Source organism: Pseudomonas sp. S3_B11, from assembly GCF_054667715.1.
On sequence record NZ_CP162749.1, the window covers coordinates 2,937,334 to 2,959,433 of the forward strand.

At 62.3% G+C, this 22,100-nt stretch carries 13 protein-coding genes and 1 pseudogene; 11 read left to right on the top strand and 3 right to left on the bottom strand.

Annotated elements, in window-relative coordinates; genetic code table 11:
* Positions 1–113: 113 nt before the first annotated feature.
* The 5 genes from AB4O22_RS13435 (at position 114) to yghU (ending at position 4,979) form a co-directional block, all read left to right on the top strand.
* Positions 114–1,109: an aldo/keto reductase gene (locus tag AB4O22_RS13435; protein ID WP_460096470.1), complete on the top strand. Its 996-nt coding sequence runs from the start codon at positions 114–116 to the stop codon at positions 1,107–1,109.
* Positions 1,110–1,230: 121 nt separating this feature from the next.
* Positions 1,231–1,989, top strand: a complete 759-nt coding sequence (locus tag AB4O22_RS13440) for a substrate-binding periplasmic protein (protein WP_057448047.1) — start codon at positions 1,231–1,233, stop codon at positions 1,987–1,989.
* A 1-nt stretch (position 1,990) separates the two neighbouring features.
* Entirely contained in the window at positions 1,991–3,334 is a 1,344-nt protein-coding gene (locus AB4O22_RS13445; protein WP_223471725.1) for a diguanylate cyclase, read from the top strand.
* A gap of 26 nt (positions 3,335–3,360) precedes the next feature.
* Positions 3,361–4,095 carry a substrate-binding periplasmic protein gene (locus AB4O22_RS13450; protein WP_223471724.1) on the top strand — a complete coding sequence of 245 codons (735 nt, stop codon included), beginning with the start codon at positions 3,361–3,363 and terminating at the stop codon, positions 4,093–4,095.
* A 44-nt stretch (positions 4,096–4,139) separates the two neighbouring features.
* The gene (gene yghU / locus AB4O22_RS13455; protein WP_223471723.1) at positions 4,140–4,979 is read left to right on the top strand and encodes a glutathione-dependent disulfide-bond oxidoreductase; all 840 of its coding nucleotides are present in this window, start codon (positions 4,140–4,142) and stop codon (positions 4,977–4,979) included.
* A gap of 25 nt (positions 4,980–5,004) precedes the next feature.
* Here yghU and AB4O22_RS13460 read toward each other — a convergent pair whose 3' ends face one another.
* A complete protein-coding gene (locus AB4O22_RS13460) occupies positions 5,005–6,531 on the bottom strand; it encodes an FAD-dependent oxidoreductase (protein WP_460096471.1) in 1,527 nt (508 codons plus the stop codon).
* A gap of 308 nt (positions 6,532–6,839) precedes the next feature.
* On the opposite strand from AB4O22_RS13460, the pseudogene AB4O22_RS13465 reads away from it, so the two are divergent.
* Positions 6,840–7,994 (top strand): annotated as a pseudogene (locus AB4O22_RS13465) (FIST signal transduction protein); the annotation flags it as partial.
* 372 nt (positions 7,995–8,366) lie between these two features.
* Entirely contained in the window at positions 8,367–8,867 is a 501-nt protein-coding gene (locus AB4O22_RS13470) for a methyl-accepting chemotaxis protein (protein ID WP_223471818.1), read from the top strand.
* A 724-nt stretch (positions 8,868–9,591) separates the two neighbouring features.
* On the opposite strand, the gene AB4O22_RS13475 is transcribed toward AB4O22_RS13470, so the two are convergent.
* Positions 9,592–11,013 (bottom strand): diaminobutyrate--2-oxoglutarate transaminase, encoded by a 1,422-nt coding sequence (locus tag AB4O22_RS13475; protein ID WP_223471721.1) that lies wholly within the window; start codon positions 11,011–11,013, stop codon positions 9,592–9,594.
* 108 nt (positions 11,014–11,121) lie between these two features.
* Complete coding sequence (locus AB4O22_RS13480) at positions 11,122–13,185, bottom strand: TonB-dependent receptor (protein WP_460096473.1); 2,064 nt, start codon at positions 13,183–13,185, stop codon at positions 11,122–11,124.
* A 248-nt stretch (positions 13,186–13,433) separates the two neighbouring features.
* Between AB4O22_RS13480 and AB4O22_RS13485 the strand changes: the two genes are divergently transcribed.
* From AB4O22_RS13485 to AB4O22_RS13500, 4 genes are all read left to right on the top strand, one after another.
* A complete protein-coding gene (locus AB4O22_RS13485; RefSeq protein WP_223471719.1) occupies positions 13,434–14,411 on the top strand; it encodes a TauD/TfdA family dioxygenase in 978 nt (325 codons plus the stop codon).
* A 7-nt stretch (positions 14,412–14,418) separates the two neighbouring features.
* Positions 14,419–17,847, top strand: coding sequence for a condensation domain-containing protein (locus AB4O22_RS13490; RefSeq protein ID WP_460096474.1), 3,429 nt, complete (start codon positions 14,419–14,421; stop codon positions 17,845–17,847).
* Positions 17,848–17,864: 17 nt separating this feature from the next.
* Entirely contained in the window at positions 17,865–18,911 is a 1,047-nt protein-coding gene (locus AB4O22_RS13495) for a TauD/TfdA family dioxygenase (protein WP_223471717.1), read from the top strand.
* Between the two features lie 111 nt (positions 18,912–19,022).
* A complete protein-coding gene (locus AB4O22_RS13500) occupies positions 19,023–22,085 on the top strand; it encodes a non-ribosomal peptide synthetase (RefSeq protein ID WP_460096476.1) in 3,063 nt (1,020 codons plus the stop codon).
* Positions 22,086–22,100: the final 15 nt, after the last annotated feature.

Consider the following 22,100-nt stretch of genomic DNA (forward strand, 5'->3'; position numbering starts at 1 on the left):
TCTCGCGCCTCATTATTTAGATATCACGAATAGTTAAACCAATAATCTTGGATTTATCCAGGAAACCTCTTGATAGAGACTGCACAGGTCGTTCATTTCCAGGAGCTATCAGCATGAAGACTCGCCAACTCGGCCATCGCGGCCCTCACGTTTCCTCCATCGGCCTGGGCTGCATGGGCATGTCGGATTTCTACACCACGGGCGTGGACGAGCGCGAAGCGATTGCCACGCTGCACCGCGCCGTGGAATTGGGCGTGACGCTGTTCGACACCGCCGACATGTACGGGCCGCATACCAACGAAGAACTGCTCGGACGGGCCCTGCGTGGCAAGCGTGAAAACCTGTACCTGGCGAGCAAGTTCGGCCTGGTGCGCAGCAGCGATCCCCATGCCCGCGGCGTCAATGGTCGCCCCGACTACGTCCGGCAATCTGTCGAGGGCAGCCTCAAGCGCCTCGATACCGATTACCTCGACCTCTACTACCAGCACCGCATCGATCCTGAAGTGCCCGTCGAAGAAACCATCGGCGCCATGGCCGAGCTGGTCAAGGCCGGCAAGGTCCGCCACATCGGGATCTCGGAAGCCAGCGCCGAGACCATCCAGCGGGCCCACGCCGTGCATCCCCTGGCAGCGGTACAAAGCGAATACTCGCTGTGGTCCCGTGAGCCTGAACACAATGGCGTGCTCGATACCTGCCGGCGCCTGGGCATTGCATTCGTTGCCTACAGTCCCTTGGGCCGGGGCTTTTTGACCGGCGAGCTGAAATCACCGGAGGACTTCGCCGCCGATGACTATCGCCGCTTCAACCCGCGCTTCCAGGCCGACAACTTCAATCGCAACCTGGCGCTGGTAGAGCGGGTCAAGGCATTGGCCTTGGACAAGGGCATCAGCACTGCGCAATTGGCCTTGGCCTGGGTATTGGCCCAGGGTGACCATGTCATCCCGATCCCGGGCACCAAGCAGCGCAAGTACCTGGAAAGCAACGTGGCAGCGGCTTCGGTGATGTTGAGCGCTGACGAATTGGCCCAGCTGGATGGAATTTTCGCAGGCGAAGGTGCCGTGGCAGGCGACCGATACCAGGCGCACACGATGACGTTGTTGAACGGTTGATCCTGCGGCTGGGCTGGCAGTTTCGACAGGCCGGACTCAAGCAGGCGCCAGCCCAGCCGATAACCCTATCAATAATAGCTTCCAGACCTCCGGGTTCTGCAGTTGCATAGGGTAATGATCAATGGGTTTGCCGCTGAATCGCCTGCTGGTGTGGGGCGTCCTGATGTTCCTCGCTGCAAGCGCTTGCGCGGCAGAGGCGCCGCTGCGCATCGTGACCGAGGAACTGCCGCCCTACAACATGACGCAGAACGGTCGAATGACCGGCATGAGCACCGAGGTGGTCCAGGCCGTGCTCAAGGAGGTCGGCATGGACGCGCCTATCCATTCCATGCCGTGGGCCCGGGCCTACGAACTGGCGCTCAATGAAAGCAACGTGTTGATCTACTCGATCGTCCGCACGCCTGCACGCGAACCGCTTTTCCAGTGGGTCGGCAGCATCGGCCCGACGCAGTGGTACATCTACTCGCTGGCGGACCGGCCAGTGAAACTCGACTCGCTGGCCGATGCCCATGGGCATCAGATCGCCACGGTCAATCAGGACGTGGGTGAGCAATACCTGGTCTCGAAGGGCTTTCGCATCGGCGAGGAATTGCAGTCGAGCACCAAATACGAACACAACTACCGCAAGCTCAAGGTCGATCACGTGGAGCTGTGGATTTCCAACGAGCTCAACGCGCTGTACCTGACGCGCCAGAATGGCGAAGACCCGGACAAATTGCTGATCCGCTCGCTGGCGCTGCCCGAGCTGAGCAGCGCAGACGGCTTGAGCATGGCATTCAGCCGCAAGACGCCGGCCGATACGGTGGCAAAGTTCCGTGCTGGTCTGGAGACCATCCGGCGCAATGGCGTCTACGATGCCATCCTGCGCAAATGGTTATGACATGGATGCCAATTTCCGTAGGGCCTCCTCCTTACAACCACAGACCAAGGCGTTCAGCTCCCTGGGGCGCCGCCTGGTACTGGCAACGCTGTTGTTCTGCCTGCTCTTTACCCTGGCGATGGTCACCTGGCGCACCTGGTTGGCCTGGGAAAACAACCTGGCGGAAATGAATTCTGAGCTGGCCCTGATCGACCAGGTGTTCCAGAACACCCTGGCCCATGCCATTTGGGAACTGGACCGTGAATCCCTTGACCAGCAAATCGCCAGCGTCGCCATGGCAGCGCCCGTGGGACGCCTGGTATTGAACATCCTGCGCCCCGGGCAAGCGCCTGAAGTCATCGAACTCAATCGATACCCCGTCGGTCAATCGGGCGTGGTGCCGGTGCTGCATCGCCAGCTCATCGCACAACCCTACGCCGGGGCCCATGAAAAAGTCGGCGAGCTGACCATCGAAGGCGACAATAACCTGCTGTGGGAGCGCCTCTGGGGCGAAGCACGCAGCATCGTCATCACCCAGTTCATCCAGTCCTTGCTGCTGGCAGGGTTGGTCATGACCGTGTTCAACCGCCTGGTGACCGTGCATGTGGTGCACATCGCCCGGCACCTGGGCGAACTGGCGCCGCAAACCCTCAAGCGTCACCTCAAGCTGCAACGGGCGGTGCAGCGCCAGGACGAGCTGAGTCTGCTCGAATTCCAGGTCAATACACTCCAGGACAACCTGCGCGCCCATTTGGAACGCCAGCATTCGGACGAACTGGCCCTTGCCGCCAGCCGCGACCAAATGGCCGAACTGGTCGAGGCCCGCACCGCGGAATTGAAGGCGGCCAACCAGGCCCTCGAAGCACTGTCACGCCACGACGATTTGACGGGGCTGGCCAACCGTCGCTATTTCGACGAGTTGAAGGACATCGAGTTTCGCCGGGCGATCCGCCACAAGACCCCGCTGGCGGTGCTCATGTGCGATGTCGATTTCTTCAAAATCTACAACGACACCTACGGCCACATGCAGGGCGACTTGTGCTTGAAAGAGATCGCCGAGACCCTGCGCAGCGTGTTCGGCCGCTCTGGCGAACTGACCGCGCGCGTCGGCGGCGAAGAGTTCGTCGTGGTCCTGCCCAACGTCGATGCCGCCCAGGCCTGCGAGGCCGCCCAACGTTTCCGTGCAAGCCTGGCGGAACGTGAACTGCCCCACAGCGGTTCCAAGGTCTCGTCGTTTGTCACCGTGAGCATCGGCGTCGCCGAGCTGGACCCGGAGACCATGGACCATTTCGATCAACTGCTGCAACGCGCCGACCAGGCGCTGTACCGGGCCAAACACAAGGGACGCGATTGCGTCGCCCTGTAAACCATCGCGTGCCATGAGGTCTGTATATGCACTATCGCCTGATACTCTGCTCGTGCCTGCTTCTCACCTCGATCAGCCTGCAAAGCCACGCTGAGACGATCGAAGTCGTGACCGAAGATTCCCTCTATGCCTACCAGCGTGACGACAAGGTCGTCGGGCCGGGCATTCGCATCGCCGAAGAAACGCTGAAAAACGCGCAGCTCACCGACTACAGCCTGTCGCTGTACCCGTGGGCCCGGGCCTACGAAAAGGCGCTGCACGAGCCTAACGTGTTGATTTTCCCGCTGGACCGCACCCCGGCCCGCGAGCAATTGTTCAAATGGGTCGGTGAGATACACCGGGTGGCGAGCCGGCTCTACAAGATGCGAGACAGTGAAGGCATCGTCGTCAACAACCTCGAGGATGCCAAGCAGTACAGCATCGGTGTGGTGCGAAATGACGCCAAGCAGATTTACCTGCAACAGCGTGGGTTTACCCGGCTGGTCATCTCGGCCAACAACCACGACAACTTTCAAAAGCTGCTGAATCACCAGATCCAAATGCTGCCGATGCCGGAGAACACCGCGCGCCTGATGAGCAAGGATGCCCAAGTGGATTTCACTTCGCTGGAAGAGGTCTATACCCTCGACGAGCAACCCCACAAGGTCCACCTGGCGTTCAGCCTGAGCACACCTGACGAAGTCGTCGCCAAGGCCCAGCGCGCTTTCGAGCAGCTCAAGGCTTCCGGTGAAGTGGCGCGAATCATGAACGAACAGCGGTAGACTCTGGGGGATCACACCACAAGCAAACGATGAGGTATGTCCCGATGAGCCAAGCGTCCTACGTTCCGCCCAAGGTCTGGAAAAACGACGCCCCGTCTGGCGGCCAGTTCGCCAGCATCAACCGCCCTATCGCTGGGCCGACTCACGAAAAAACCTTGCCGATTGGCAAGCACCCGTTGCAGCTCTATTCCCTGGCCACGCCCAATGGCGTGAAGGTGACCATCCTGCTGGAGGAACTGCTGGCGCTGGGTCATACGGGCGCGGAATACGACGCCTGGCTGATCCGCATCAGCGAAGGCGACCAGTTCTCCAGCGGTTTTGTCGAGGTCAACCCCAACTCCAAGATCCCGGCCCTGCTGGACCGCAGCGTGAAACCTGCCATCCGTGTCTTCGAATCCGGCTCGATCCTGTTGTACCTGGCGGAAAAATTCGGCGCCTTCCTGCCCACCGACCTGGCAGGCCGCACCGAAACACTGAACTGGCTGTTCTGGCAGATGGGTTCTGCCCCCTACCTGGGTGGTGGCTTCGGGCATTTCTACGCCTATGCGCCGGAGAAACTCGAATACCCGATCAATCGCTTCACCATGGAAGCCAAGCGTCAACTCGACGTCCTCGATCGCCGCCTCGGCGAAAGCCAATACCTGGCAGGCGATGACTACACCATCGCCGACATCGCGGTCTGGCCCTGGTATGGCCAACTGGTGCGCAACAACGTGTACGGCGCCGCCGAATTCTTGAGTGCTCACGAATACACCCATGTGCAGCGCTGGGCAGAGGCGATTGCCGAGCGACCGGCCGTCCTGCGCGGGCAACGCGTCAACCGTACGTGGGGTGACGAAGCGAGCCAAGTGCCAGAGCGGCATGAGGCTGGGGATCTGGGCTGAGGGCCAATCGCCACACCTGACGCGCTCAAGCCGGCAGCGTCAGGCCTCGGTCGCTGAAATACCGGCTCAACGTTGCCGCAGACGCCTGGGGATCCGCCAGGGCGACGTAGGTATCGGGACGCAGCAGATAGGCGGCGTCCCGGCACAGCCCGGCTTTATGATGCTCAGCCTGCCAGGTGAACGTGTGCAGGGGGATCTGATGCTGGCTGCTCCAGGCTTTCAGGTCCGCCCCGGCCTCGCCGTAGACGTGCACCTGCCAGCCGATGGATGCGAGCGGTTGGTAGTTGTCAGCGCCCGGCACCGGTACCCAGGGCAAACGGTCACCGCCCAGTACGTCACCCGCCTTGCCGGCACTCAACGGGCTCTGGTGATAATTCAAGGTGGTTTGGGACACTATCCGGAACAGGTACTCACGCACGTTTTCGCTTTTGTAGGCGACACTTGCGAAGAGCGGTGCGATGCGCGTGCGCACGAAGTCGGCAAAATTGCCTTGGGCAGTAGCAAAGGTGAACAGCCGGTCCGTCGTTTCCACAAGTTTTTGCGCAAACGCCTGGCGTTCGGCCTGATAGCTGTCGAGTAACGCGTCTGGCGCCTGTCCCTTCACGACCGCCGCCAGTTTCCAGGCCAGATTGATCGCGTCGAGGATGCCGGTGTTCATGCCTTGGCCACCGGCCGGGCTGTGGACGTGCGCCGCGTCTCCCAGCAAAAACGCCCTGCCCCAGCGGAACTGATCCGTGACGCGATGATGGACCCGGTAGGTGGAGAACCAGTTCACGCCATTGATCCTGATGTTCAGGCCGTTGATGGCGTCATGACCAACGTCCTCGAACGTGAGCGTCTCTGGATGTTCCGCGCGTTCATCGCGAACCGTACCGATCAGGCGATATTGGCCAGTTTCGCCATAGAAAAACGCCAACACGAATTCGGATTTATCAAAGGCGATATGGGCCTCCTCCGCAGGCTCGAAACCGCTGGCAGACACGTCCGCCACGTAGAACAACTGCTTGTAGGTGCCGCCCTCGAAGCCGCTCCCCACCTGATGACGCACGAGCGAACGCGCACCATCGCATCCTGCGAGGTAAGCGGTCGTCAGCGTTTCTTCGCGACCATCGGCGTGTTTCAAGCGCGCGGTAACGTGGTCGCCACGGTCCTCGAAGGACAGCAGTTCAGTCTGCCGCTCGACTTCGACGCCCAGGGACTGAAGCTGCTCGACCAACAGCCGCTCATGACGATCCTGGGGGTATATGAGGACAAAAGGATAAGGCGATACATCCCCGCCAGCGTCCACCAGGGGAATCCGCGCCTTGCGTTTCCCCCGGGCCCACATGTTCATGGCCGGGGTCTTGTACCCGGCTTCGATGACCGCATCGGCCATGTCGAGCTGGCGATACAGCTCAAGTGTGCGGGCCTGGACGGCCATGGCCCGCGAGGTTTCCCCCGGTCCGCTGCTCTTGTCGACAATCCTGACAGCAAGCCCCTGCCGGGTGAGCCACAAAGCCAGGACCAATCCAGTAGGGCCGGCTCCCACAATGAGAATGTCCGTTTGCACCATGATCGTGCCTCTGGAGGAGTGATGACTCTGGAGGCACTTAATAATGGTCGAGGAAGACCGAATGTCAACGAACGGCCGGCGGGCAAGCTGTGGGAGCGAGCTTGCTCGCGATAGCTAGGCTTCTCCTGGGACCTATACGAAAGTCGCTGATCAACAGGCGGAGTAAACCCCAACCAAAAGCCCCTATGGACCGCCCCCGCAAAAGCACAAGCTCACGCCCATACAAGTCCCCAACCGTGACCGCTAAAGAGAAAGGGCTCCACACGCATACCTCGTACGCGTCACGTCGCGCTCAACCGAGTCCAGCCATGAACCTACTGAATCTATTCAACAAGGCCCGCGCCCAGACTCAAGGCGCGGTCAGCGTGGTCTGCACCTCTGCTGAACTTGACCAGGCACTGGCCAACGTACGTATCACCCCAGTGTTGGTCACCGGGTTCGTCTCCCCGCACCTGGACATCGACCAGGTCGCCGCCAAGGTCAAGAAGCGCTTTGCCCACAGCGCCATCAGCCTGTGCACGACGTCGGGTGAGTTGTGCAACGGCGCGAACACGCTGTACTGCCAGACCGGCGATACCTGGGATCGAGTGGTGCTGCAGCTGTTTGACGCCAGTGTGATTGTGTCGGCCGAGGTGGTGATGGTGCCGCTGGAGTGCGAGGACATTCGCGGTGGCGGCAAGCGCTTGGCCATGCGTGAGCGAATCGCCAGGTTGGTGACTAACATCAAGCAGGCGCAAGTGAGCACGCCCATTGACCACCGCGATACCTTGGCCTACGTGGTGTTCGATGGGCTTTCGGCTTCCGAGTCGTTCTTCATGGAGGCGCTCTATGAGTCGGGACGTTTCCCTTGCCTGTTCGTCGGCGGCTCGGCCGGTGGCAAGACGGACTTCAAGAAGACCCTGATCAGTGACGGGCAACGCAGTTATCAGAACCACGCGCAGATTGTCTTCCTGAAAACCGCGGCGGACGTGCGCTTCGGGGTGTTCAAGAGCCAGAATTTCCAACCGGCCGGGCTGACGTTCAGCGTGCTGACCGCGTCGGTCGAGGACCGCACCATCGATCAGGTCATCGACAGCCGTGGCAACATCAAGAGCATGGTCCAGGCGCTGTGCGAGGCATTCGAGTGCAGTGCCCAGGCACTGGAAAAGAAGCTGGCCGATTATTCATTCGCCATCCGTGTGGGCGATGAGCTGTTCGTGCGCTCCATTGCCCGCATCGATTATCAGCAGCAGATCATCCAGCTGTTCTGCGACGTGGCGCCCGGCGAAGAGCTGGTGATGGTCAAGCGTACGCCCCTTCGCGAGGCGACCCGCCTCGACTACGAGAAATTCCTCAAGGGCAAAGGCGGCCGTCCGGTGGCCGCTATTCTCAACGACTGCATCCTGCGCCGGCTCAACAACAGCAGCGACCTGGGCAGCATGGCCGGTATTTTCGGCGATGTGCCTTTGGCCGGCTTCTCGACGTTTGGTGAAATCCTCGGTTTGAACCTCAACCAGACACTCACGGCGATTTTCTTCTTCAGAGTCACCAAGGGCGCCCGTTTTGTCGATGAGTACGTCGACAACTTTATTGCTCACTACGGTGAGTTCAAGGCGTTTTTCCTGCGCCGCCAGATCAAGAAGCTGGCGGGCCTGAACCATGTCGTGGTCAAGCAGATCATGGCGTTCAAGATGAATGATTTCAGCAGCGCCCTGGACACTCGCGGCCTGGACAACACCATCCTGCCGGTGTTCGACGGCCTGACGGACCTGGGCCAGGTATTGGCCCAGGCCAGCCAGCAACAAGCGCTGATGGCGACGCAAATCAAGCACTACTCTGGCGAACTTCATTTGTCGATGGATGACCTGACGGGCACGATCGACCGACAAAACAGCGTCGCCGAGCAGGCCGGCACGACCGTCGAACAGCTTGCCACGCAAGCGGGTGAAGCGGTGGTCGGCGCCCGTGCGCTTGCCAGTTCAAGCTTGCGTATTCAGTCGATCGTACAGGTCATCCAGCAAATCGCCGGACAGACCAACCTGTTGGCGCTCAATGCCGCCATCGAAGCAGCGCGCGCCGGTGAGATGGGCAGAGGGTTTGCGGTGGTGGCTGATGAGGTCCGCAAGCTCGCGGAAATCACCCGCAAGAATGCCGCGGAAATCGGCGTGGACATTGACCTGCTCTCGACGGAGATCCAAGGCGTCGCCCAACAGATCGAAGACCAGTCCGTCGCCGTCAGCGCCCTGCGCGAGATGCTCGATGCCCTGGAAGACTCAAGCCGCACCACCGAAGGCACCGCACAACGCACGAAGGCCATCGCGGACACGTTGACGGGGCTGACCCACGCCAGTGCTTGAGTAACTGTCACAGGGTTTGGTGTTGAATCCGGATGCTGTGGGCAGCCGCAATTCCTTGTGGGAGCGGGCTTGCTCGCGATAGCGGTGGGTCAGCTTGCATAGATGTTGAATGTGCCGCCGTCTTCGCGAGCAAGCTCGCTCCCACAGGGGGCCGGGGTGATCAGGGGGCCGGCGTTCGCCACAAATCCCTGTGGGAGCTGAGCTTGCTCGCGATAGTGGTGGGTCAGCTTGTGGTGATGTTGGATGTGCCGGCGTCTTCGCGAGCAGGCTCGCTCCCACAGGGTTTGGTGTTGAATCCGGATGCTGAGGGCGCCCGCAATCCATTGTGGGAGCGAGCTTGCTCGCGATAGTGGTGGATCAGCTTGCATTGATGTTGAATGTGCCGCCGTCTTCGCGAGCAAGCTCGCTCCCACAGGGGGCCGGGGTGATCAGGGGGCCGGCGTTCGCCACAAATCCCTGTGGGAGCTGAGCTTGCTCGCGATAGCGGTGGGTCTGCTTGTGGTGATGTTGGATGTGCCGGCGCCTTCGCGAGCAAGCTCGCTCCCACAGGGTTTGGTGTTGAATCCAGGTGTTGTGGGCACCTGCAATCTTTTGTGGGAGCGAGCTTGCTCGCGATAGCGGTGGGTCTGCTTGCGGTGATGTTGAATGTGCTGACGCCTTCGCGAGCAAGCTCGCTCCCACAGGGTTTGGTGTTGTGTCTGGATGCGGGTCCGGACCTGGGTGATCAGTCTGCGGGGCGCTCGTTGATGGTGCTCGCGGCCTGGAACAGAATTTTCGCGACGAAATCGATTTCCTGTTCGGTGATGATCAGCGGCGGCAGGAAGCGTACGGTCGCGCCGTGGCGTCCGCCCAGTTCAACGATCAAGCCGTGCTTCAGGCAAGCCTGCTGGAACGCCTTGGCCCGGGCCGTGTCCACCGGCGGATGGCCTTGTACGTCTGGGGTGCCTTGCGGGTCGACGATTTCCATGCCGAGCATCAGGCCGCGTCCACGCACATCGCCGATCCAGGCGAACTCGTTTTGCAGCGCCTGCAATTGTTTTTGCAGGTGAACGCCCACCGTTTCGGCGTGCTGGACCAGGCCTTGATCGCGGATAAAACGCAAGGTCGCGGTACCCGCCGCCATCGCCAGTTGATTGCCGCGGAATGTGCCGGCGTGGGCACCCGGCTGCCAGACGTCCAGCGACTCGTGGTAGACCATCACCGATAGCGGCAACCCGCCGCCGATGGCTTTGGACAGGGTGATGACATCCGGCGTGATGCCCGATTGCTCGAAGCCGAACATCCGTCCACTGCGGGCAATGCCGCACTGGATCTCGTCGACGATCAGCGGAATGCCGTGGGCCTGGGTCAACCGGCGCAACTCCTGCAGCCAGCGGTCCGGCGCGGCGATCACCCCACCCTCGCCCTGGATCGGCTCCAGGATCATTGCCGCCGGTGCTGTCACCCCGCTTTCCGGGTCGTTGAGCAAGTGTTCCAGGTATCGAACGTTCAACGTGACCGCCTGATCGCCGGCCACCCCGAACGGGCAACGATAGTCGTGGGGGAACGGCAGGCGCTGCACGCCGGGCATCAACGCGCCGAGGGCATTCTTTGGCGACAGGTTGCCGCTGATGGCCAGCGTGCCCAGGGTCATCCCGTGATAAGCCCCTTCGAACGCCAGGACCGAATGCCGTCCGGTCGCGGTACGGGTCAGCTTGAGCGCGGCCTCGACCGCATCGGCCCCACTCGGGCCGCAGAACTGGATGCGTGCATGGCGAGCGAACTCGCTGGGCAGGCAAGCGAAAATCTCTTGGACGAATGCGTCCTTCACGGGGGTCATGAGGTCCAGGGTATGCATCGGCACACCGGCCGCCATGACCTGGGTGATGGCTTCGATGATCACCGGGTGGTTGTGGCCCAGCGCGAGGGTCCCGGCACCGGCCAGGCAATCGACGAACACTTGCCCTCGGCTGTCCTGCACATAAATGCCATGGGCCCTTTCAAGCACCAGGGGAATGCGTCGCGGGTAACTGCGGGCGTTGGATTCCTGCTGTTGCTGACGTTCCAGCAGCGGCGTCGAATCGAGGCAGTAAGGACTCGACAGACCGGTGTGCAACAGGCGTAGCTGTGGCGCGCCACCCACTGTGACATTCGAAAAAGCACTCATGATTTCCTCCATGGAGGCTGGGTTTGGAAGGGAACAAACAGCCTGGATACAAACATCCGAAACGTTGCAGGACAGACGCGGGGAGATTGCCTCCCCGCGCCCGTGGGATTACATGTCGTAGCGCAGGATCATCCCCACCGTGCGCGGTGCGCCGACGTCGATGATGTCGTCGTTGCGATTGTTGGTGACGTACTCCTTGTCGAACGCATTCTTCACGTAGGCGGACACTGCGACGTTCTTGGTGACTTTGTACTCGGTGTTGAAATTCACCAGCACATAGGCGTCGCTCTTGCGCTCACCAGTGACTTTGCCGTTTGAGTCGAACTCGTACTCCGAAGGCGCGGTGCTCTGATAGACAATGTCCGTACCGAATATCAGGCGATCGTCGAAGCGATAGACACCACCCACCGAGGCCTTGTATTTAGGCGAGTAGAGGAACGCCTCGCCGCTCCTGTCCTGACCATTGTCAGCGACGAAGTCCTTGTATTTGCTATCGGTGATGGCGCCGCCGACGTTCAGGGTCAGTTGCTCGGTGATGTCTTTTTCGACGAAGACTTCCAGGCCCTTGATCTCACTGCGACCAGCGTTGTAGATATCAATGACCGTGCTACCGGGCTGCCGCACGCTGACCTGCTGATCTTTCCAGTCGGTGTAGTACAGGTTCGCGCGGGTACGCAGGGTCCTGTCGAAGAACGAACCGCGATAGGACAGCTCGTAGTTGGTGGTGTATTCCGGGTCGTAGGCTTGGTGACCGCTACCGGAACGCAGGTTGACACCACCACCGCGATAGCCCTTCTGCACCGTGAAACCGAGGTACTGGTCCGTTGCCAGTTCGTAGTCGATGCCGAGTTTCGGCAGCACGGCATCAAACGACTTCTTGATTTTCTCGGGCTCGAAGCGGCCATCTGCCTCGATGTCCGTATCGTTCGTCTCGTGGTCGTAACGCAGGCCGGTGATCAAGGTCCAGCGCGGGGCGAACGTCCAGTTGACTTCACCGAACACCGCCTTGTTTTCAATCTTGGTATCACCTTTGACGGTACGAACCAGCACGTCATCGAACAACAACCGGTCGTGGAAGTTGTTGGTGTTGTGACCATAGTAGGCACCAACGAAGCTCTTCACCGTGTCCGAGTCGTAATTCAGACGCAGCTCCTGACTGAACAGGTTGCCGTCCTGCTTACGCAGAACGACCTCGTTGTCCACCGCTGTCTGGTCAAAGTCCAGACGGTTGCTGTAGTCCGTACTGGTATTGGCGGTCATGCTCGTCAACGACCAGGCATCGTTCAGGCGGTAATCCACCTTGGCGCTGAAAGTGTCTTGCTTGAGGTTGTCGAAGGCCTCGGTATTGGACGCGATGTCGTAATAGCTCGGCTTGCCATCGGCGCCGCGCATCGTCGAGCGGTCACCCTGGCGATGTTCGTTATGGGCATAAGTCAGCAAGACGTCAGTGTCGTCATTGGGCAGGATCAGCAATTTACCGCGGGCGTTGCTGGTGCGATGCGGGTTGGCATCTTTATCGAGCGTGGTGTTGCGGATGTAGCCGTCACCGTCGGAATAATCCACGGCGATACGCCCGGCGATCTTGTCATCGACGATGGCCCCGCCACCCGCCACGGCCGCACCGTGCTCACCGTAGTTGCCCACGCTGGTCTGCGCCGAGAAGCTCGGTTCGAAGGTTGGGTTCTTGGTTCGGATAACCACCGCGCCGGCCAGGGAGTTACGGCCCTGGGTGGTGGATTGCGGCCCGAGAAAAACCTCGACCTGCTCGGCATCCCAGAGCGGGACCGGGCTGAGGGTCAGCGCACGGTTCGGCTGCACGGCACCGTCGACATACACCGACACCGCCCCGTTGAGGGCCGCCGGGCCCTGGTCGTCAAAACCGGACACCGGCACGCCACGGATACCCCAGTTCTCATTGCCGGCCTGGCTATAGACGCCGGGCGTGCGGGCAAATACATCCACCAGGTCCTTGTCGCCGTGTTCACGCAGGTTCTTGTCGGTGACGACCACGACGCTGGACTGGGTCTTATCGAGGGGGCGGTCGATTTTTTCACCCGTCACGGTGATCGGAGCGATCTCCATCTTGCCGGCTTCTTCGGCCGCCCATGCGCCGTTGCTCATGCCGATGGCCGACCCTACAGCCAACGCAATTGTGTTCTTTTTGAAATTCACGCCCCGCTCCCCTGCGACAGATATTTTTAGGTTTTTTGAGCTGGCCGAAGGCTGCTTGGCGCCAGCGGAGCGGAGTCTAATCCAAAAAAAAAATTAAATAAATAGTATTGATAATCCATCTCATTTGTACCTAGTATGTCGTCTTGTATTGCCTTACATACATTACAGACGAGTCCTACATCGCTGACCGCTGCCCTGCTTTCATGGTCTTGTGACTGGTCGAAGACGCTATAAGAGGATGCACAAGGATGACCTCAATCGAACACCTGAACGGGCGTTCCGAGCTTTTTTCAACGGCGCCCACGGATGCAAGCGCCCAATCGCTCCCCGTGCTGGTGCAGGGGACATCGGGGCAGTCGATCCACGATCTGGACACCTCGATCCGCGATAGCCTGGCCCAAGTCCTGAGCACCGTTGGCGGCGTGTTGTTTCGCGGTTTCACCGTCGCCACGCCCATTGATTTCAAGCGCTTCGCTGCCAGCTTCGGCGCACCGCTGGCCAGTTACGAATTCGGCTCCACACCGCGCAGCAAAGTCTTCGCCGGGGTCTATAGCTCCACCGAGTATCCGGCCCATCAATTCATCCCGCTGCACAACGAACAGGCCTACACCCGCCCCTGGCCTTCGCGCATCTGGTTCCACTGCATCAAGGCCAGCGAAACCGGTGGCGAGACCCCGATTGCCGACAGCCGCCTTATCTACCAGCGCATGCCTGCCGAGATTCGCGAGCTGTTCGCCAGCCGCGAGTTGCTCTACGTGCGCAACTACAGCGGCGCCCTGGACCTGCCCTGGGAAAAAGTCTTCAACACCCAGGACCGCGCCCAGGTCGAACGCTACTGCCAGGACAACGACATCGAGTGGGAATGGAAAGCCGATGGCGACCTGCGCACCCGCCAGCGTTGCGCCGCCGTGCAGCAGCATCCCGATACCGGTGAGTGGGTCTGGTTCAACCAGGCGCACCTGTTCCATGTCTCGGCCATCGAACCGAGCGTACGCGCCAGCCTGCTGGCGGCGGTGGGTGAAGAGAACCTGCCGCGCCATGTCTATTTCGGCGACGGCTCGCCGATTGCCGACGACATGCTCGACACCGTGCGCGAGGTCTACCGCGAGACTGCCATCAGTTTTCCCTGGCAGCCCGGCGATATCCTGATGCTCGACAACCGACTGGTTGCACACGGTCGCAATCCTTTCACCGGTGACCGCAAAGTCATCGTGGCCATGGCGTGAATTGCACATGTTTTCATTCGAACACTGGATCGACGTGCTGGAAGCCAACGCCCAGCACTTCCCTCATCGTGCGGCCCTGCATTTTCTGCCGGACGGCGTAGAGATCGGCGAAACCCTGACTTTTGCCCAGTTGCACGAGCAATCCCAATCCCTCGCAGTCGCGCTGCAAGCGCGTTATGCACCGGGTGATCGGGTGCTGCTGATGCTGCCCAGCAGCCTCGACTACGCCCGCGCCTTCTGTGCCTGCCTGTATGCCGGGCTGATTGCCGTGCCGTTGTTTCCGCCGCCGTCGCGCAAACCGCGCCACCTCGATCGCGTCCGCAACGTGGTGGTGGATGCCGAACCGGCGCTGATTCTCGCACCGGCAGATTATTGCGAAGGTTTGCTGGAACTGGTGGAGGGTCGCGTCGATGTGCTGACCGTCCAGGACCTGGGCACGCCACCGGCCAGCCAGTGGCAACGCCCGGTCATCGACGGTTCGACCGTGGCCTTCCTGCAATACACCTCCGGCTCTACCGGTTCGCCAAAAGGCGTCGAGGTGCGTCAACGCAACCTGATCGCCAACGTCGAACTGATGCGCCAGGCGTACGCTTTCGACGAGCACGGCGCCATGGTCAACTGGCTTCCGCTATACCACGACATGGGCCTGATCGGCGGCATGCTGGCCCCGCTCTACAGCGGCATGCCCTGCTACCTGATGGCGTCCCAGACGTTCGTCAATGCGCCGTCGACCTGGTTGCAGGCGTTGAGTCGCTACCGCGCCACCGCCAGTTTCGCCCCCAACTTCGCCTATGCCCTGTGCAACCGCGTGGTCAGCGACAACCTGATCGCGCAGCTTGACCTGAGCGCCTGGAAACACGCGATCAACGGTGCCGAACCGATCCACCCTGGCACCCTGGAAGCTTTCGCCCAGCGCTTTGCCGCGTGTGGCCTGAACCCGTTGGCCATCAGCCCCGGGTATGGCCAGGCCGAAGCGACCCTGTGCGTCAGCGCCACGCCGGCCGATGCGCTGCCAGTGGTGCTGCGCCTGGACAAGACCGTGCTGGAGACCGGTCGCGTGGCCCTGGCGACGGCCGATGCCGCTGCCGTGGAGTTCGTCGCCTGCGGTTACCCGCAAGCCTTGCACGGCATCGCCATCGTCGACCCGCACACCTTCGAACGCTGCGCCGCCGAGCGCATCGGCGAAGTCTGGCTCAAGGGCCCGAGCAACGCCGAGTCCTATTGGAAGAACCCCGAGGCCACTCGCGAAGCCTTTGAAGCACGGATTGTCGGTTCATCGGAGCATTATCTGCGCTCCGGCGACCTGGGCTTCATGCACGAAGGCCAGGTGGTGATCTGCGGACGGCTCAAGGACCTGCTGATTCTCAACGGACGCAACCTCTATCCCCACGACATCGAATTCGCCATCACCGACGCCGAGCCGGGCATCCGTACCGGACGCATCGCCGCCTTCTCGGAAATGGACCCGGCCCTGGGCCGCGAGAAACTGGTGATCGTCGCCGAGCCGCAGCGCAAGTTCGTCGACCCGGCGCATCATCCGGCGCTGTTCGCGTCGATGCAAAACGCCGTGAGCGAAGCCGCCGACTGTGGCATCGACCAGATTGTGCTGGTGCAAGCCGGCACCATCCCGATGACCACCAGCGGCAAGATCGCCCGTCAAGGCGCACGCAAGCAGCTGGCCGCCGGCACATTGAGCATCATCGCCCAGAGCGGTGGGCAGCATGCCTCGCACGGCGAGACCCTTGACCTTGCCCAGTTCAAGCGCCTGGTGGCCCAGACGCCGCAACAGGCCCAGGTCGCCTGCCGCCAATGGCTGGAACAGACGCTGCACGCGGTCAACCCGTATCTGTCCGCCCATTTCGAACGCAGCCTGATCGGCCAGGGCCTGGACTCCATCGGCGTGGCCGACTTCGCTGCGCGCCTGCACCGGGACCTGGGCTGGAATCTCGAGACCCAGGACTTGTTCGGGGAAATCACCCTGGAACAATGGGCGCTGGCCCTGCAAGGTTTCCTGAATGAACCGGCGCCCACGGCCGAAGCCTCGACCGAGCAGGCCAACCTCAACCAGGGCCATCAGTCGTTCGCCCAGCGTCGCCTGTGGTTCCTGCGCCAACTGAACCCGGACGACACCCGCCACAACCTGGTGCTGCATCTGCGCCTGCAAGGGCCGTTGGACATCGAGGCCCTGGCCCTGCGCTTGAACACGCTGGTCGAGCGGCATGGCGTGTTGCGCACGGTGTACCGCGACGGTGTCGATGGCCCGCAACAACAGGTGTTGCCGGCCACGGCGGTAGCGCTGATCCATCATGATTTGCGCGAGCAGAATGAAGCGCAGCAACAGCAGGCGCTGAGCGAGCACCTGGCCCACGAACACGCCACCCCTGTCGATTTGCAAGCCGGCCCGCTGCTGCGAGCGCAGTTGCTTAGCCGACAGGACCACCAGCATGACCTGCTGCTGACCCTGCACCACATCGCCTTCGACGGGCGTTCGGCGCAAGTGCTGCTGGCGGAACTGGCAGGCTCGGCAGACGTCGCGCTGCCGGGGCAATACCTCGATTTCGCCCAATGGGAAGCCCGGTACTGGAGCGAACAGCGGATCGCCATCGAGCAGGACTTCTGGCGCACACACCTGGCCGGCATGCCGCAAACGGTGGCACTCGGTGGCAGCGGCCAGGCCCCGGGCGAACACAGCCTGGATTTCAGCGTGCCCCAGGCCCGCTGCGAACGGCTGGCAGCACTGGCCCGCGAGCAAGGCATGACCTTGTTCATGCTGTTGCTGGCCAGCTACCAACTGGTGCTCAAGCAACTGGGCGGCCAGCAGCAATTCCTGCTGGGCACCGACGTCAGCGGCCGGCCACTGGCCGAGCACAGTGACGTCATCGGTTTCTTCGTCAACCAGTTGACCCTGTGTTGCAACTTGCGCGGCGAACCGACCCTGGCCGGTTTCCTTGAGCGGGTTCGCGATGAAGCGCGCCTGGCCTATGCCCATCAAGGTCTGCCTTTCGATCTGGTGGTCTCGGCCCTTGCGCCGCAACGCCGTCCCGGTCACTCGCCACTGTTCCAGGTCAAGCTCAACTATCAACCGTCACGGGTGACCCCGACCGCCATCGCCGGCGCGCAGCTGTCCGCGCTGGACGTGGCCCAGGCACCGGGAGATTTCCACCTGGTGCTCGACCTCGTGCACGGCAGCGAAGGCCTCGCCGCGACCCTCAAGTATCGCGGCGAATACTTCGACCAGCAGCGTGCCCTGCGCCTGCAACACCTGTGGACGGGCCTGCTGGAACAGCTACACACCCTGTTGGACGAGCCGCTGCCGGCATTGGCCGAGCGCATCGATAACTGGGACCAGGCCTTTACCCGTGAGCGACAACAGTCACAGGCGCTGGCCGGTCGCAGCCAGATGATGCAAGCCAAACGTCGCACCTTGTCCCTTTAACCGAGTCGGATGCCGTTATGTCTATCGTGCCCCCATCGCCACGCGCCCTCGGCGCCGTGCGTCGCAAAGCCATGAACGTCTCGGAACAACAGTTGGTCACCGAGCGCCTGCTCAGCCCGGACCACGCCCTGCCCCTGGTGATCGAGCCGGCGGTCAGCGGCGTCGACCTGATCGCCTGGGCCACCCGGGAACGCGAGTCGCTGGAAAAGAAACTGCTGGAGTACGGCGCCCTGCTGTTTCGCGGCTTCAACGTCGCGTCCGTCGAGCAGTTCGACCAAGTGATCGCCGCCCTTTCCCCCGGCGCTCTGGAATACATGTTCCGCGCCTCGCCCCGGACACGGGTCGGCGGCAACATCTACACCTCGACCGACTACCCGGCCGACCAGATGATTTTCCCCCACAACGAGCACTCCTACTCGCCGCGCTTTCCACTGCGGCTGTTCTTCTACTGCCAACTGCCGTCCGAGACCGGTGGTGAAACACCGATTGGCTCGACCCGCGCCGTGAAGGCCGGGATCAGCCCGCAGATCGAAGCGCGATTCCGGGAAAAAGGCGTGCTGTACGTGCGCAACTACGGCGACGGTTTCGGCCTGCCGTGGCAGACCGTGTTCCAGTCCGAAGACCGCCGCGAAGTGGAGGCCTACTGCGCCAGCGTCGGCATCGAAGTGGAATGGAAAGACAGCAATCGCCTGCGCACCCGCCAACGCGGGCCGGCCGTGGTGCGCCACCCGCGCACCGGTGAAGAGGTCTGGTTCAACCACGCCACGTTCTTCCACATCAGCACCCTGCCTGAGCGAATCCGCGATTCGCTGCAAAGCAACTTCAACGACCTCGACCTGCCCACCAACACCTTTTATGGCGATGGCGAACCGATCGAGCCACACGTACTGCAATCGCTGCGTGCGGCCTACCTCGATTCGCTGGTGCGGTTCAGTTGGCAACAGGGGGACGTGTTGTTCATCGACAACATGCTCGCCGTGCACGGTCGCGAACCCTTTACCGGCAAGCGCGCCATCATGACCGGCATGGCTGAAGCCCTGCTGTCGAGCGACGTCGCCGTCTGACATTCAACGGGTCCACCCGCCGTTCGCAGGAGGCTTGCCTGACACGTGTCCAGCAAGCCCCAGCGTCTGTGCGGTGATCCAGGCTCAAGCCCTTTTCCAGTCGAGATGAACATGAGCGAACTTCAAGGTTTTCGTATTTCGCCGCAACAGGCATCGGTTTACCCCCACATCAACGGCGCGGCGGAGCACCCGTTCGGCTGCCATTTGCAATGGTCGCTGTCACAGTCGCTGGACGTCGCTGCACTGGACAACCGCCTGCAAGCCCTGGTGGCCGGCAGTGAAATCCTGCGCACGCGCCTGATGCCCGTGCCCGGCCTGCGCCACCCGGTGCAGGTGATCGACGAAGCCGGCTCGCTGGCGGTGAATCTCCAGGACCTGCGCCAACGCAACCGCGCCGACCAGGACGCCGCGCTGGCCCGGCTCGCTACCCAGTCCCGCGACTGGGCAACCCCACTGTGCGTGACCCTGGTGCGCCTGTCCGATGAACATGCGGTCCTGGACCTGGCGGCGGCCAGCAGCCACTTCGACCTCGCCAGCCTGAAATGGCTGGCCGGCGCACTGCTGCAAGACAGCGCAACGGACCTGGCCGACACCTTGCAGTACGCCGACTACGCCGAATGGCGCTGGAGCCTGGTTGAAGACGCGCCGGACCATCCGGGCGTGAGCTTCTGGAAACCCTCGGGCGAAACCGAGCAGGCCACCTTGCAGCTGCCGCTCGAAGTGGCCCTCGATGGCGGGTTCGCGCCGACCCGGCTGGACCTGACTCTGCCGAGCGACCTCGCCCGTCACTCGGCCCTGACCCCGGACCTGCTGCTGGCGGCATGGGCAGCGGTGCTGGGACGATTGGCCGGCCAGCAACAGGTGCCGCTCACCCTGATCCATGAAAGTCGCGGCGCGGAGCTGGAAAACACCCTGGGCCTGTTCGAGCAGTGCCTGCCCGTGAGCATCGAACTGGATGCCCAGGCGACCCTGCTGGAACAAAGCACGCAAGTGGCCGCCACCGTGGAACGGGCTGTCGGCTGGCAAGACTATTACACCGGCCACCTCAACGCCGGCTATGCCTTTGCCTGGCGCTCGGGCGATACCCGGGAGCGTCATGCCAGCGCGGTGATGAACCCGCTGAAGGCCTGCCTGAACGTACGCCAGTTGCCCGCCAACCTGCACGCGCAGCTGGTCTACGACCGCCATGCCCTCAGCGCCGAAGCCGCGGGTTGCCTCGCCGAGCAATGGCTGCAACTGCTGCAAGGCGCCCTGGCTGAACCGCAACGGGCCTGGGCCCAACTGCCCTTGGGTGGAACGCTGCAATCTCAGTTGATCGGCACCAGCACGAGCGTGCCGGCCATCGAACCGGTGACGCTGGTGGAATTGATTGCCCGTCAGGTTCGCCAACAGCCAGACGCCATTGCCCTCAGCGACCAGAACGGTGACCTGAGCTACAGCCACCTCGACGCCTGCGCCACGCAACTGGCCCATCGACTGGTCGCGGCCGGAATCGGTCCTGGCGTGCCCGTCGGCATCCTGTTCGCCCGCAGCAACGCGGCCATTGTCGCCATACTCGCCGTGTTGAAAGCCGGCGGCGCCTACGTGCCGATCGACCCGACCTACCCAGCCGACCGTCGCGCCTACATGCTCGCCGACAGCACCATTGCCCACATCGTGGTCAGCAGCGAACTGGCCGACAGCGTGCCAGCCACCCTGCAACGCTTCGTGCTGGATGACCTGGCAGCGCCGGACCTCGGCGATTGGCCGGCGCTGCCGTTGCCGGACGCGAACGACCTCGCCTACTTGATCTACACCTCGGGCTCTACCGGTGCGCCAAAGGCCGTGGAAATCAGCCACGGCGCACTGAGCTTCTCGACCCAGGTGCGCATGGCCGCCTATGAGACTCCGGTGCGCGCCTACTTGCTGCTGTCGTCGTTCGCCTTCGACAGTTCGGTCGCCGGGATTTTCTGGACCCTGGCCCAAGGCGGACGCCTGGTCTTGCCCGCCCCGGGTGAAGAGTTGGAAATGTCCCGCCTGGCGCAACTGATTGCCCAGCATCAGGTCAGCCACGGTCTGTCGCTGCCATCGCTGTACCAGGCCCTGCTCGATCAATTGCAGCGCAGCGCAGGCACCGACAGCCTCGCCTGCTGGATCGTCGCCGGTGAAGCCTGCCCGCCATCGCTGATCGCGCAACACAGCAAGACCCTGCCCCACGCCCGGCTGGTGAACGAATACGGTCCCACCGAAGCCACCGTCTGGGCCACCTATGAGGTGTTGGAGCCAAACCGCAACGTCAGCATTGGCCGCCCCATCGCCGGCATGGACCTGCGCCTGCTGAACGAGTTCGACACTGCCTGCGGCATTGGCGAACCAGGGGAAATCGTCCTCGCCGGCCCGACCCTGGCCCGCGGCTATCGCCACAAACCCGAAGAAACCGCCAAGGCCTTCGTCACCCTGGCCGACGGCACTCGCGCCTACCGTACGGGCGACCTGGCGTGCTGGTTGGCCGACGGGCGCCTGGCGTTCCTGGGGCGCAAGGACCATCAGGTCAAGGTGCGCGGCTACCGCATCGAGCTGGGTGAAATCGAACGCCAGTTGTGCAGCCACAGCGACGTGCGCGAAGCCGCGGTGATCGTCCAGGAACACGCCGCCGGCAAGCGCCTGCTCGCCTACATCCTCGCCGCCCACGGCTACGCACCGGACTCCGAGGCGATCAAGCGTTTCCTCGGCGAGCGCCTGCCGTCGTACATGGTGCCGGCCCTGGTGCTGACCCTGGCAAGCTTTCCGCGCACGCCCAACGGCAAGCTCGACACCCGCCAATTGCCCGACCCCGACTCGTTCGACGAAAGTGCCCACGTGGCGCCGCGCAACGCCATGGAAACCGCCCTGCAAACCATCGTCGCCAAGGTCTTGAAGCTCTTGACGGTGAGTGTCACCGACAACTTTTTCGCCATCGGCGGCGACTCGATCCTGAGCCTGCAAGTGGTGGCCCAGGCCCACGAGCAAGGCATCGCGCTTTCGGCCAAGCAAGTCTTCGAACGCCAGACCATCGCGGCCATGGCCGAGGTCGCGCAACCGCTGGCACCGAGCGCCGCCGAGCCGCAAGCCGACAGCACCGAGTTCAGCGCCTCGGGCCTGTCCGATGACGAAATGCAAGCGCTGATGGCCGAACTGGACGAGGCCGACCTGTGAGCGGCTCGTCCCGTC